This is a genomic window from Emticicia sp. GW821-FHT11C11, assembly GCF_058808615.1.
In genome coordinates this window covers 967,790-982,195 of record NZ_JBXARV010000002.1, presented here as the reverse complement: position 1 = coordinate 982,195, position 14,406 = coordinate 967,790, and the positions used below count along the sequence as shown (strand labels likewise).

Here is a 14,406-nt window from a genome sequence, read left to right as displayed (position 1 = left end):
CATTTATAAATCTAGAAAATAGTATCTATAAGTAGGTAGGAGTTCAGGCTGATAATAATAACAGCCACCACCCAGGCAGTGTATTTTATCCATACAGAGTTTACAAATTCACCCATTTTTAATTTGTCTGACGTAAAGGCGACCAAAGGCACTACGGCAAAGCTCAGTTGCAGAGACAAAATTACCTGGCTAAGCACCAGTAAATCAGAGGTACCCTTTTCTCCATAAATAATGGCAACAATCAATGCGGGTACAATGGCTATTAAACGGGTGATTAATCTGCGCAGCCAGGGTTTTAGTTTAATATTCAAAAAACCTTCCATTACAATCTGTCCGGCCAGTGTACCGGTCAGTGTAGAGTTTTGGCCGGCTGCCAGCAATGCTACTGCAAAGAATAAACCGGCCAGTTTTACGCCCAGAATCGGGTCAAGTAAATGATAGGCATCCGTGATGTCGGCTATGTGTTGGTTGTTCGAAAAATGGAATGTGGCCGCTGCCATAATCAGAATGGCGGCGTTGATAAAAAAGGCGATGAACAGAGATGCGGTGGAGTCGATCGTAGCAAACTTAATAGCACTTTTCTTGGCCGGAACCGTGTTTTCGATTTTGCGGGTTTGTACAATGCTCGAGTGCAGATACAGGTTATGAGGCATCACTGTTGCTCCCAGAATACCAATAGCAATGTAGAGCATTTCAGGATTTACGACAATCTGTGCATTCGGTATCAGACCTTTGGCAACACCAAACCAATCGGGGTTTGACACAATGATTTCGTACCCAAAGCAAAGCAGAATGATTAATATCAAACCACCTACAATAACTTCTATCAAACGGAAACCCTTATTTTGTAAAAACAGAATGAAGATTACATCAACGGCTGTAATCACGATACCGTATGTAAGCGGAATGTTAAAGAGCAGATTCAAGGCCACGGCAGCGCCTATTACTTCGGCCAGATCGCAAGCGGCAATGGCAACCTCTGCCAGTATCCACAAGAGAAACGAAACCGGTCTTGAGTAAGCGTCCCGGCAAGCCTGAGCTAAATCTCGTCCAGTTGCAATCCCCAACTTTAATGATAAATGCTGCAATAGCATGGCAAAAAGATTGGATATCAGAATGACCGAAAGCAGGGTATAGCCAAATCTGGCACCACCGGCAATGTCGGTAGCCCAATTGCCCGGATCCATGTATCCGACAGCTACCATTAGCCCCGGGCCGATAAACGCAGAGAGTTTTTTCCAGAACCCTCCCGATTGCGGAACGTTAATACTTCCGTGTACTTCCGGTAATGATAGATTTTCAGTTGTTGTCCTCCAACCTTTATTTTTTTCAGCAGATAATGTCTTGTTCATAGTAGTCCAACTTCACTAAACTTAATTTTATGCAATATTAAACACTAAAATATGTTTATCAAAATAAATTTTTAGATTTGTCTAAAAATTTGATTAATCAGTCAATATTTTTACTTTTGTCATAATATCATCATCATTTTTAGGGTATATGACTTCATTTACAGAGGAAAACTATCTGAAAATAATTTACATGCTCAGCGAGCAGAATGGCGGAAATGAAGTAAGTACTAACGAACTGGCTGAGCATACCCAAACCAAGGCAGCTTCGGTTTCTGATATGTTACGAAAGCTGGCAGAGAAGAATTTTATCAACTACCGTAAATATCAGGGTGTTACACTTACCAAAGAAGGGCAGCACATAGCATTGAGCATTATCCGTAAACACCGCTTGTGGGAGGTATTTCTGGTAGAAAAACTGGGCTTTGGCTGGGACGAAATTCATGAAATTGCAGAACAACTGGAACATATCGATTCGAAAGAGTTGACCGAAAAACTGGACAGTTTTCTGGGTAATCCGCAATTTGACCCACATGGAGACCCGATTCCGGATGCAAAAGGTAAAATGCCGATGCTGAGATCGCGCAAACTCTCAGAAATACCTATCGGGCAGACGGTTGCAATGGTTGGGGTATCGGTACATTCACCGGCCTTTTTACAACATCTTGATAAAAACCATATCACTTTAGGATGCCAGATCCGGATACAGGAAGTAAGCGATTTTGATAAATCGTATATTGTATCAATAGACAATACACACGTGGTATTTGTTAGTAATGAGGTAGCCAAAAATGTGCTGGTACAATAAAACGTGTTAAAGTTTTATAAATTCAGCAGAAGGTGCGCTTCTTTTCATAATTTTGTACGTTGAAACAGATAGCCTTGTAAGAGAATAGAGCATATTCTCTTCTTTTTTTGGTTATAGAGTTTATTAATAAGTCTTGCATGAATATACTTGATAAATATTTAATCAAACGATTTCTCACCACTTACATTTTTGCGGTTCTGGTTATCGTTTTGATTATTATGGTGATTGACTTCGTGGAGAAAAACGATGATTTCATCGAAAAACAGGCACCCATGCGGGCAATCCTTCTGCAGTATTATGCTAATCTGGCGCCTTATTGGGCCAATTATATAAGCCCTTTGATGATTTTCATCTCTACAGTTTTCTTTACTGCCCAGATGGCTTCTCATACAGAGATTGTTGCCATTCTGAGCAGTGGGGTAAGTTTCCCGAGATTAATGTTCCCTTATTTTATCGGGTCTTCTATTATTGCCGTTTTTTCTTTTGTAATGGTAGGATGGATACTCCCCCGGGCAAATACCGAGCGGCTGGCCTTTGAGAATGTGTATGTGAACGATAAGTTTTACTTCTCTACCCGTGATTTCCACATAGCCGTGGCGCCGAATACCTATGCGTATATGTCGAGCTATAATAATGATGCTAAAACCGGATACGATTTTACGCTTGAAAAAATTGTCAACAATAAACTGGTAGAGAAACTGTCGGCCAAAAGGATTGACTGGAATGATAGTACTAAAAAGTGGCGTATTCACGATTACAAAATCCGGAACCTGGGTATTATGAAAGATAAAATGGTATACGGAACGACTCCTAAAGATACTGCTATCAATTTGTCTCCCAGTGATTTTGAGAATGAGCATCAGATACACGAGTCGTTTACGATTCCGGAATTGCGCGAAAAAATAGACCTGATAAAAACCCGTGGTGCCGAAGGCATAGAATCTTATGAAATTGAGTTATACCAGCGCTTTGCTACTCCCTTTGCTGTTATTATTCTCTCATTGATGGGTCTTATTGTTTCAGCTCGTAAAGCAAGAGGTGGTGTTGGTTTTCAGATTGCCGTGGGTTTTGTACTGGCCTTTGTCTACATTCTGTTTTATATCATGTCTAAAGGTATTGCCGAGTCGGGCAATATGCCACCTATACTGGCCGTCTGGCTGCCGAATATTGTTTTCGGAGCCATAGGTACTGTGATGTATTTTACTGTGCCGAGGTAATCGTCAGTCCTTTGTTCGCGCATGTCTACAATATTTGTAATTTAATACGGGAACTTAACGGCAGAAGTCCTATTTTTGCAAAATTTTATTAAAACTTACATTCCCGTTTCGGCGGCTGATATAATTATGAAAGTTGTTTTAGCCTATAGTGGAGGATTAGACACCTCGTTTTGTGTAAAATACCTGACCGAAGAATTAGGTCATGAAATACATTCCGTATTGGTAGATACGGGTGGTTTTACTGAAGAAGAAATCAAGGATATTGAAACAAAGGCGTATGAATTGGGTGTAAAAAACCATCATACTGCCCGCATGGTGGGTGAATATTATCAGAAATGTATCCGTTATCTGGTGTATGGTAATATCCTGAAAAACAACACCTATCCGCTTTCAGTAAGTGCCGAGCGCATGTTTCAGGCAGTGGCTGTTGCTGATTATGCCAAAGAAATTGGGGCCGAAGCCGTAGCTCACGGAAGCACGGGCGCCGGAAACGATCAGGTTCGTTTCGATATGGTTTTCAGAATTGTATTGCCCAATGCACAGATTATTACGCCAATACGCGACTTACGTTTATCGCGTGAAGCTGAAATAGAGTTTTTGAAATCGAAAGGAGTGGTGCGCGAATGGCACAAAGCGGCCTATTCTATTAATAAGGGTTTGTGGGGAACATCGGTAGGGGGGAGAGAAACTCTGACTTCAGACGGTTTCTTACCTGAAAGCGCATTCCCGACACAGGTAACCAAGAAAAAAGGCAGTGAAGTAACCCTGCAGTTTGTAAAAGGTGAACTGAAAGGTGTAAATGGCCGTAGATTCAAAAATCCGGTAGATGCCATCCGTCGTTTATCTGAGTTGGCATCGCCTTATGGTATAGGTCGTGATATCCACGTGGGCGATACCATTATCGGTATCAAAGGCCGTGTGGGTTTTGAGGCTGCTGCACCGTTGATCATCATCAAGGCGCACCATTTATTAGAAAAACACGTGCTAACCAAATGGCAACAATACTGGAAACAGAACCTGGCTGAATGGTATGGCATGTTACTACACGAAGGTCAATTCCTGGAGCCTTTGATGCGTAACATTGAGACTTTCCTGGAAAGTACGCAGGCAAATGTAACGGGCGAAGTACGTGTACAACTGGCACCGTATCATTTCCAGTTATTGGGTATAAAATCAGATTATGATATGATGTCTCCGGTATTTGGCAGCTATGGTGAAATGAACAATGCCTGGTCGGGTGACGATGTGAGAGGATTCTCGAAAATTATGTCAAATCAGGTAATGATTCATGAGAAAATAGCAGAACTGGCAGCTAAGAAGTAATGCTTATTAATAATATTTCGGAAAGCCTGTTAACATTCTTGTGTTGACAGGCTTTTTTGATTAATCAGAATGGCCCTTTGGCATTTATTTTGTCCGCATGTTTTGCTGCTCCGGGCATTTCTCCTCTGATATCTTTTTCCGGCAATGCTTTTCCTGTTTCTCTGTGATACCAGTCAGGAGTCAGTTTTGCAGGACTTGTATCACCTGTTTGCGACTGCCATAGCTGCAAGGTATTCTTAAGTTGACTAATAGTAGCCTGATATTTGGGAACGTTAATCAGATTTTTCAATTGCTCAGGGTCATTTCTCATATCATAAAACTCGACAGACGGCCGGGGTTGTATGAAAACCTCTTTTTGTAACGGTGTGAGTTTATCTTTATATTCTTTCAAAGCCAATGCAGCTGGACTCTGATTGGCATCAATAGGGCCGCCGTTATCGAGTTCGGGTCTTTGGTTGATCAGGTATAGAAAGTCTTTCGTGCGCACAGCCCTTTCATACGCTTCATAATCATGCCAGTTGTGCTCAGCAAAAACATAATTTCTGAATGATGCTTTAGGCGTTTTTAAAAGTGAGGCAAAGTTTTTTCCCTGAACAGTGCTGGCTGGTTTTATCCCTGCCAATGCTAATAGTGTAGGGGCAATGTCGATGGTGCTTACCAGAGCATCGGTTTTCTGTGAGCTTTTGATACCCCCTTTCCATTTCATGATAAACGGCGTTTGAATGCCTCTGTCATATAGCAGCGTTTTATTGCCGGGGAAAGGCCGGGCGTTATCAGCCGTGAAAACGATAATGGTATTATCTGCAATGCCCTGACGCTCGAGTTCTTTCATTAACTCACCAATGTAATAATCCAGCCGGCCAATTTCATTATAATAAGAGGCGAGGTCTTGTCTGGTTCCTTTGGTATCAACGAGGGTTGTTGGCACTCGTACATCTGTTTCAGGATTGTGTCTGATTTTAAAATCATCTGCAGACCAATTCCGGTGTGCATCAAAAGGAGCCAGCCAGAAAAAGAAAGGTTTGTCTTTAGGTCTTGACTGTAAGATATTAATCCATTGGTCTTCACCGCCTAAGCCGTTTAGTTTTTCACCCGCCAGTAGAGTGTCGTAGGCTCGTTTGGTATTTTTGCCCTCATGCCATTTACCCAAAAGCGCTGTAAAATAGCCTGCTTTCCGAAGCTGTTCCGGGAAATAAGTCAGATGCGTAGGTAGCTCAGTGTGTAATTCAGCCGCACCTGTATTATGCGGGTATCGGCCTGTGAGAATACTGCTTCTGCTGGGGCTGCAGGAGCTGGAAGTAACAAACATATGGTTGAACAGCAAGCCACCTTTAGCCAACTGGTCAATGTTAGGCGTTTTTACAAGAGGGTTGCCATAGCAACCGATATCATCATGGCTGATGTCATCACCGATAATGAAGATAATATTCGGGGGTGAGGGCTTAGGAGTGATCTGCCAAGCAGAAAAACTTAGCCCTATTAACAGCAGAAAAGATATCCAGAGATATTTTTTCATCTTTTATAGTGATTAGAGGTGATATTTTTCAGCAGCTACAATGGTAGCTACGGCTTTGCACTTATCAAAATCGGCTTCGTATATTTCAAATTCGTTGGTAAGGGCGGCACTCGCCATGCTCACATCGGCTTTACGGTATTCCATCTGGCTATTTACAATTCCTTTTCCGGTCATGTGCAGAGCATGAACACCCGCTTCTAATAATTGCGCTGCATTCTGGACACTCACACCACTCCCTGCCATAATTTCAATTCGGTTGCCAGCCTTTTCCGCCAATTGTTTTAATAAATCTATTCCTTCAATAGCAGTATTTTTTTGTCCGGAAGTAAGTATTCTTTCACATCCGGTCTCTATAATTGTTTCTAATGCCTTAAAAGGCTCTGCAGTTACATCAAAAGCCCGGTGAAAAGTTACTTTCATGGGGTGGGCCAGTTCAACCAACTCCTTGGTACGGATAGTATCTACCGATCCATCCGGATTTAAAATACCGAATACAACGCCATCAGCACCTAATTCTTTGGCAGTCTGGATATCTTCTTTCATCACTTCAAACTCGGTATCTGAATAGCAGAAATCACCCCCACGCGGACGAATCATGACATATAGTTTGATAGAAAGATGCTGCCGCGCCAGTTTAATCAATCCGGCGGAAGGACTGGTTCCCCCCTCAAACATACCCCCACATAACTCAACACGATACGCTCCCGCCGTCTGGGCTGTCAGGCATGATTCTAAAGAAAAGCAACAGATTTCAAGCATAAATTGAAATATAAGAGTGTGAGATTATACAGGAAAACGCATTTCACACTGTCAACTCCCTAAAAACCTCTTCCATAGCTTTACCATCTTTTTTGAGATTGGATAAGATGCTGTCGGCTACTATTTTCCCACGGTTAATGATTACCACGCGGTCGCAGATGGCCTCTACTTCCTGCATGATGTGCGTGCTGAAAATCACGGTTTTATCTTTACCAATGTTCTTAATCAGGTCTCGTATTTCAACCAGTTGGTTAGGGTCAAGGCCGGTAGTAGGTTCGTCCAGAATCAGTACGTCAGGATTATGTATCAGTGCCTGAGCAAGACCTACCCGTTGGCGATACCCTTTCGATAATTGTCCTATTTTTTTATGTTTTTCGAGGCCAAGTCCTACACGTTCAATTGTGTTCTCTATTTTGTTCTGTAAATCTCTGCCTTTCAAACCATATAGTGAACCTGCAAAAGCAAGAAATTCTCGCACGTACATATCCAGATACAACGGATTATGTTCAGGCAGATACCCTACGTTCTTTTTTACCTGTATCGGGGCGGTTTTTACATCAAAGCCGTTTACCTCCGCCGTCCCTTCTGTAGCCGGAATATATCCGGTCAGGATTTTCATAGTCGTTGATTTCCCGGCACCATTCGGCCCAAGAAAGCCAATGATTTCTCCCTTATTTACTTCAAAAGATATATTATCAACGGCTTTTTGTATGCCGTAAACTTTACTGAGATGCTGAACTTTGATAGACATGGTCTGGCGGTTCTATGATAAAATACTGATAATTCAGGGTCAGATAAACGGCTGTTTTAGTCAGTATACCTAATGGTTTTACTAGTTCTAAACGCAAAAATAAGTTTTATAGTGAAAAGATTCTCTAAAAAATATCTTTGCTCCGCTTTTTAATTAAATTTGTTTTTATTCAACCTGATTTATACCTATGAAAAAAATTATTCTTCTATTATTTGTTACCATTCAGGTAGCCTTTGCACAAGACAAAGTGGTTCGTATGGGTATTGTGGGCATGACCCACGACCACGTAAGACAAATCCTGCACACCATTAAACATGAAGGTGTTGAAATTGTAGGCTTTGCCGAGCCTGATAAAGCCCTGGCCATGAAGTATCTGGCACAGTATAAATTGCCTGAAAGCCTGTGGTATGCCAGTCTCGACGAAATGATTGAAAAAGCGAAGCCGGAAGCCGTTTGCGATTTCAGAAGCATTATTGAGCACCTCGAAACCGTGCAAAAATGTGCACCTAAGGGTGTGCATGTAATGGTTGAAAAACCACTGGCAGTTAATTTTGAAACGGCCAAACAAATGGAAGCGCTGGCTAAAAAGCACAAGATTCAGTTGCTGACCAATTATGAAACTACCTGGTATGCCAGTAATCATGAAGCCTACAAAATGATTAACGAGCGCAATGAAATAGGTGAAATCAGAAAAGTGGTGATACATGACGGACATTCAGGTCCTAAAGAAATCGGTGTGACCAAAACTTTCCTCGACTGGCTGGCTGACCCGGTGAAAAACGGTGGAGGAGCCATTATTGATTTTGGTTGCTATGGTACAGATATTATGGCCTGGATCATGAAAGGCGAAAGACCATTGTCGGTAACGGCAGTGACGCAGACCATTAAACCGGAGACCTATCCGAAAGTAGATGACGAGGCCACTATCATTGTTACTTACCCTAAAGCACAAGGTATTTTTCAGGCCTCATGGAATTGGCCTTTTGATAGAAAGGATGCCGAGTTTTACGGTAAAAACGGATACATTATTGCCGACAGAACCTTGCAAATGCGTGTAAGAAAAGGAGGCAGAAATGCACCACCGGAAGAAAAGGTGGAGATACAGCCATTGGCATCGCCAATGAATGATCCTTTCAGTTACTTTGCCGCGGTGGTACGAGGCAAAGTAAAATCTGAAGATGATTTAGGGTCTTTGAAAATCAATATGGTAGCGATGGAAATTCTTGATGCAGCCGTGAAATCGGCCAAAGCCAAAAAAACCATTGAACTGAAATAACTAACGTGGGCCGATTACGTCGCTTATGGTAGAAACACCGTTTTCGTTGAAAGCCTCAATTGCGAAATAATACTTTTGTCCTACGGTTAAAGCCCTTAATTCAAGATTGGATGGGGCATCGCCCCAAATCTGATAAGTCTGATACAGCTTGTCAGGGGCGATGCCCCATAAAATATTATAGCCTACAGCATCAGGTACTTTCTGCCAGCTGATGTCAGCATTGCGGTCGTCAGCTTGTCGGCTTATTGTAAGTCTTTGTGGTGTAATCGGAGCCTTGCCGGTACCTTTTCCAAAGATACGTATATCGCTTATCGCCAGATTAGGCATAGGCACGTGTACATTTTCAAATTTGATATAACGCGCGCTTATAGGCTTGGCCAATTCTTCATAGGCATTGGGGCGGTCTCGCTTCTCATTCGTATTATCTACAATCTTCGCCCAGCTTTTACCGTCTGTAGAGGCATAAATTCTGTATTGGATATATACTTTTGGTAAAGCGCTATCGTAGATGTCCGACTTATAATCGGTATAATTGATTTGCAGTGAATGCACCTCCTGTACCTTTTCTAAATCAATAGTCAGGGTTTCTCCGCTTTTGTTGGTTTTCGCTACCCAGAATGTCCGCGGGTTTTCATCCGTTACCAGATTAGCCGAAAACTTATCATCCTGCATTGATGAAGACGTAACAGGCTTTTTATAAGAAAGCAGCATCCAACCGGCAAAAAGTTCGTTTTTGTCTGTCCATTTCTTGGTAGGCAACAATTGTGGGAAATCGGCAAAGCGGGTGTTGGCATACATCTGTCCGTCTTTATCAAAACCAGTCGGAACCATTTCGATGCGGCGTTCAAAATTCCAGTTAACCGCTATCCAGGGCGTACCGGTGTTCCAGTAATTACCATACAAATCTTTAAAAGTGTTGCCATGCCCCATGCCGGTCATGAATCCCCCCGGTTTGTAAGAAACCGGATTGTAAGGCGCATAGGTAAATGGCCCCAGCGGGTCGTCGCCCACATAAGTGCCATTGGCATAGACATTAAACTCTGTACCGGGGGCACCATATTGCAGGTAATATTTGCCATTGTGTTTAGTCATCCATGCGCCCTCGGTGAAAGGTTTGATGGTATCGCGATGGTCGCGACCGAAACGCTCCCAGCCATGTTTTTCAGGATGCAGGTATATCAGCCCTTTATAGTTATTTTTCTCTTTGTAGGTCAGGTTTTTGCTTTTGTCAAGTTCCGCTCCGAAAAGAGGATATACGTTCGATGACCCCCAGTACATAAACCAGCGGTCGGTATCTTCGTCATGAAACAATGCCGGATCCCAGGGTCCAATATCTTTCGGCAACTGTGGCAACCAGCGGTTATAAAAATGCAGTTTGCCGTTTTCGGGCGTGGTAGTATAGAAAATGGGTCTTTGTTGAAATGTCGATTGAAAGAGATAAAGCGTGTCTCTCACCGAAATTGCCGCAGGCGCACACATATCTTCCATTGGCCATCGGCTAGGTATAATGTAATGCCAGTTCAGCAGGTCTTTCGATTTCCAATAGCCACCCTGAATGGTATGAAAAAGATAGTACTCGTTTTTATGAGTGATAATCACAGGGTCGGCACCAGAGCGATAGGATATTTTTTCGTTGGTCTGTTCCCAGTTATACTGGTAATTAATATCCATCGGATTACAGAAGGTTTTCTGCTTAAGTGGCTTGGGTTTGGCAATGTTGAGTTGAGGGCTTTGTGCAAAGCTAAGCGTAGTAAAAAACAATAGGCTGATTAATAGTTGAAAGAGTTTCATAGGTTATAGTTTAAGTTACAAATATAAAATAAGTCAGTAGAAAACCATGACAATGAAGCAGGGGGAGAAAAAACAAAAGAGGCTCATGACGAGCCTCTTTTAATATAGTTTATCCGGATATTATCTCGAATAGTTCGGAGCCTCACGCATAATCTGAATATCGTGCGGATGGCTTTCCTTGATACCTGCGGCAGTGATTTTTACAAACTTAGCCTGTTGCAAGGCTTCTATGTTACCGGCCCCACAGTACCCCATACCGGCTTTTAAGCCACCTACCATCTGATACAAAATCTCGGCAGCGCGGCCTTTGTAAGGTACACGGCCTACGATACCTTCCGGAACCAGTTTCTTGATGTCGTCTTCGGCATCCTGGAAATAACGGTCTTTCGAGCCATCTTCCATCGCTTCAACCGAACCCATACCACGATAGGTTTTAAATTTACGTCCTTCGTAGATAACCATTTCGCCGGGTGCTTCTTCTGTTCCGGCTAATAGTGAACCCATCATAACCGTATTGGCACCCGCTGCAATGGCTTTGGTAATATCACCCGAGAAACGGATACCACCATCAGCAATAACAGGGACACCATATTTAGCCGCGGCTACTGCCGAATCGGCTACGGCTGATAATTGTGGCATACCGATACCCGCAATGATACGGGTGGTACAGATACTGCCCGGCCCTACACCCACCTTGATAGCGTTGGCACCTGCCTTAGCCAGCGCTTCGGCGGCCTCGGCAGTGGCAATGTTCCCAACAATTACATCCAGTTTCGGGAAAGCTAATTTAATGCGTTTCAGTGTATCAATTACTCCTTTCGAGTGTCCATGGGCAGTATCAATGCTCACTACGTCTACACCGGCTTTTATAAGGCTCTCTACGCGTTTTTCAATATCAGGTGTTACACCAACTGCTGCTCCGGCAATCAAACGACCGAGACGGTCTTTAGCTGCATTGGGGCGGTCTTTCTTTTTCAGAATATCGCGGTAGGTGATTAAGCCGATTAGGCGGTATTCTCTGTCAACAATCGGAAGCTTTTCGATTTTATAATTTTTCAGAATTTCTTCTGCTTCTGCCAGACCGGCTCCTGCATGACCCACGATCAGATTGTCTTTGGTCATTACTTCTGCAATCGGTTTGGTCATTTCCGTCTGAAAACGTAAATCTCTATTGGTAACGATACCCTTCAATTTATTGTTTTCGTCAATAACCGGAATACCCCCCACTCTGAACTCAGACATTAAGCGTAAGGCATCGCCGATAACGGCTCCTTCACTCAAAGTAATAGGGTCAATGATCATGCCGCTTTCCGAACGTTTTACCTTGCGTACCTGCTCGGCTTGTTGTTCAATCGTCATGTTTTTGTGGATAATACCAAGACCCCCTTCCTGCGCCATAGCAATAGCCATTTCATATTCAGTCACGGTGTCCATAGCCGCTGATATGAGAGGAATATTCAGTTGTATATTTTGTGTCAGGTAAGTTTTCGTTTGCGTATCGCGGGGAAGAACTTCTGAATAAGCCGGAACGAGGAGAACATCGTCGTAAGTGAGTGCTTCGTAAAGCAACTTTGAAGAATCTAACATAGCAAATAATTTTCGTTTTCTTATTTGCCAAGCAAAATTACGGAAAATATTTTAATAGACAATTGGAGATGTCAAATTAATTGAAAATTAATATAAAAAGCCCTGTAATTTCTATTTTACAGGGCTTTCATATAACAAATCAGAGATTAGATATATTGATTGATAATCATCTCAAATAATTCCTGCTTGCCGCTGATAACTTTCGGCTCACCGTCTCTCAAGGCAATATCTCTTAAGTCGGTTAGTGTTAGTTTACCTGCTTCAAATGCAGCGCCATCACCACCGTCAAAAGACGCATAGCGGTTGGTACGTAGTTTTTTGTATTCCGATTTCTCCAGAATATCATTGGCAATCAACAAGGCTCTGGCAAATGCGTCCATACCAGCAATGTGCGCAATGAAGATGTCTTCCAGATCAGTTGAGTTTCTACGGGTTTTAGCATCAAAGTTGATACCGCCTGTAGTAAATCCACCAGCTTCAAGAATAACCAGCATAGCTTCAGTCAGTTCAAATAAATCAATGGGGAACTGATCAGTATCCCATCCGTTCTGGTAATCACCACGGTTGGCATCAATACTTCCCAACATACCCGCATCAGCTGCCATTTGCAATTCGTGCGCAAATGTATGGCCAGCCAATGTAGCGTGGTTCACTTCAGCATTGATTTGGAAATCTTTATCCAAGCCGTAATTACGTAGGAAACCGATTACCGTTTGCGCATCGTAATCATACTGATGCTTAGATGGCTCGCATGGTTTGGGCTCAATATAGAATTTGCCTGTGAATCCCTGGCTGCGAGCGTAATCACGAGCGATAGTCAGGAATTGCGCCAGGTGATCAATTTCACGTTTAGTATTTGTATTCAGAAGTGACATATAACCTTCGCGACCTCCCCAGAATACGTAACCTTCACCACCCAATGCGATAGTTGCATCAATGGCATTTTTCACTTGTAAGCCACCATGTGCTACAACTGCAAAGTCAGGATTGGTAGACGCACCATTCATGTAGCGTTTGTGCGAAAACAGATTGGCAGTACCCCACAGTAATTTCACACCGCTTTCGTCTTGTTTTTTCTTAGCAAGAGCTACTATGGTTTGTAGGTTTTTCTCGAATTCGCTTTGAGAGTTGCCTTCCGGAGCGATATCTATGTCGTGGAAACAATAGTAAGGTGTGCCTAGTTTGGTCATGAACTCAAACGCTGCATCCAGCTTGTCTTTAGCTGCCTGAAGCGGATCGCTTGCCTGATCCCAAGGGAAATCTTTAGTGCCCGGACCGAACGGATCACCACCGGTGCCACAGAATGTATGCCAGTAGGCGGTTGCAAAACGCAGGTGCTCTGCCATGGTTTTGCCTGCTACTACACGGTTAGCATCATAATATTTGAATGCTAAATAATTGTTAGATTCTTTACCCTCATAAGTAATAGGCCCTTTGATGAACGGGAAATATTCTTTTTCACCTAAGGTAACTTTTAGATTTGCCATGATTGCTGGTCGGTTGAGCTATGAATAATGTTAATGATGATGCGAAATAAATTATTAAGTGTCAAATGTACAATTATTTTTTGGTTTTTGTTCAAGAAAAACCAAAAGAGTTTGATACAGGTATAAACAAAAAAATCAGACATGAAAATGCCTGTTCAAAATTGTAAGAAAATTCTGAAAATTAAAAGAGCAGCACCGAAACAATACCTGATTACTTCAGAGAGTGGTTGTTATATTTAAACTTGAAGAACAGAATAACCAGGGCAAGTATCAGCGTAACACTATTGGCAGCAATGACAGGCAAGGCATTAACTTTGATACCATAGATCAACCACATGGTAACACCACTGGTAAAAATCAGGAACATGGCCAGAGACACGTCTTTGGCCGATTTGGTTTTATATATCTGTATTACTTGCGGCACAAAAGCAAGAGTAGTTAGTATGCCGGCTATATATCCTAAGGTTTCCATAATATTTTAACAATAAACGTCTATGATTCAATAAATTACTTTTCTGAAAACAAATCATATCTGCTAAAAT

Annotated in this window: 12 protein-coding genes; 4 read left to right on the top strand and 8 right to left on the bottom strand. The window is 42.4% G+C overall.

Annotation, left to right across the window (positions count from 1 at the left end; genetic code table 11):
* Positions 1 to 11: 11 nt before the first annotated feature.
* Positions 12 to 1,352: an Nramp family divalent metal transporter gene (locus tag AC1RRY_RS14115; protein WP_492819717.1), complete on the bottom strand. Its 1,341-nt coding sequence runs from the start codon at positions 1,350 to 1,352 to the stop codon at positions 12 to 14.
* A gap of 148 nt (positions 1,353 to 1,500) precedes the next feature.
* Between AC1RRY_RS14115 and AC1RRY_RS14110 the strand changes: the two genes are divergently transcribed.
* From AC1RRY_RS14110 to AC1RRY_RS14100, 3 genes are all read left to right on the top strand, one after another.
* Positions 1,501 to 2,157, top strand: a complete 657-nt coding sequence (locus AC1RRY_RS14110) for a metal-dependent transcriptional regulator (protein WP_492819719.1) — start codon at positions 1,501 to 1,503, stop codon at positions 2,155 to 2,157.
* A 137-nt stretch (positions 2,158 to 2,294) separates the two neighbouring features.
* The gene (locus AC1RRY_RS14105) at positions 2,295 to 3,374 is read left to right on the top strand and encodes an LptF/LptG family permease (RefSeq protein ID WP_492819721.1); all 1,080 of its coding nucleotides are present in this window, start codon (positions 2,295 to 2,297) and stop codon (positions 3,372 to 3,374) included.
* A 126-nt stretch (positions 3,375 to 3,500) separates the two neighbouring features.
* Complete coding sequence (locus AC1RRY_RS14100; protein ID WP_492819723.1) at positions 3,501 to 4,697, top strand: argininosuccinate synthase; 1,197 nt, start codon at positions 3,501 to 3,503, stop codon at positions 4,695 to 4,697.
* A 64-nt stretch (positions 4,698 to 4,761) separates the two neighbouring features.
* On the opposite strand, the gene AC1RRY_RS14095 is transcribed toward AC1RRY_RS14100, so the two are convergent.
* Genes AC1RRY_RS14095 through gldA form a run of 3 tightly spaced genes read right to left on the bottom strand, consistent with a single transcriptional unit; the run spans position 4,762 to position 7,723 of the window.
* Positions 4,762 to 6,213 (bottom strand): sulfatase family protein, encoded by a 1,452-nt coding sequence (locus tag AC1RRY_RS14095; RefSeq protein WP_492819725.1) that lies wholly within the window; start codon positions 6,211 to 6,213, stop codon positions 4,762 to 4,764.
* A 12-nt stretch (positions 6,214 to 6,225) separates the two neighbouring features.
* Positions 6,226 to 6,972, bottom strand: a complete 747-nt coding sequence (locus AC1RRY_RS14090) for a copper homeostasis protein CutC (protein ID WP_492819727.1) — start codon at positions 6,970 to 6,972, stop codon at positions 6,226 to 6,228.
* Between the two features lie 43 nt (positions 6,973 to 7,015).
* Positions 7,016 to 7,723 (bottom strand): gliding motility-associated ABC transporter ATP-binding subunit GldA, encoded by a 708-nt coding sequence (gldA, locus tag AC1RRY_RS14085; protein ID WP_492819729.1) that lies wholly within the window; start codon positions 7,721 to 7,723, stop codon positions 7,016 to 7,018.
* Positions 7,724 to 7,910: 187 nt separating this feature from the next.
* Between gldA and AC1RRY_RS14080 the strand changes: the two genes are divergently transcribed.
* Positions 7,911 to 8,999, top strand: coding sequence for a Gfo/Idh/MocA family protein (locus tag AC1RRY_RS14080; RefSeq protein WP_492819731.1), 1,089 nt, complete (start codon positions 7,911 to 7,913; stop codon positions 8,997 to 8,999).
* On the opposite strand, the gene AC1RRY_RS14075 is transcribed toward AC1RRY_RS14080, so the two are convergent.
* From AC1RRY_RS14075 to AC1RRY_RS14060, 4 genes are all read right to left on the bottom strand, one after another.
* A complete protein-coding gene (locus AC1RRY_RS14075; protein WP_492819733.1) occupies positions 9,000 to 10,790 on the bottom strand; it encodes a family 43 glycosylhydrolase in 1,791 nt (596 codons plus the stop codon). It lies immediately after the preceding gene.
* A 120-nt stretch (positions 10,791 to 10,910) separates the two neighbouring features.
* Positions 10,911 to 12,377: an IMP dehydrogenase gene (guaB, locus tag AC1RRY_RS14070; RefSeq protein WP_492819735.1), complete on the bottom strand. Its 1,467-nt coding sequence runs from the start codon at positions 12,375 to 12,377 to the stop codon at positions 10,911 to 10,913.
* 146 nt (positions 12,378 to 12,523) lie between these two features.
* Positions 12,524 to 13,864: a xylose isomerase gene (xylA, locus tag AC1RRY_RS14065; protein ID WP_492819737.1), complete on the bottom strand. Its 1,341-nt coding sequence runs from the start codon at positions 13,862 to 13,864 to the stop codon at positions 12,524 to 12,526.
* A 211-nt stretch (positions 13,865 to 14,075) separates the two neighbouring features.
* Positions 14,076 to 14,336: a SemiSWEET transporter gene (locus AC1RRY_RS14060; RefSeq protein ID WP_492819739.1), complete on the bottom strand. Its 261-nt coding sequence runs from the start codon at positions 14,334 to 14,336 to the stop codon at positions 14,076 to 14,078.
* Between the last annotated feature and the right edge of the window lie 70 nt (positions 14,337 to 14,406).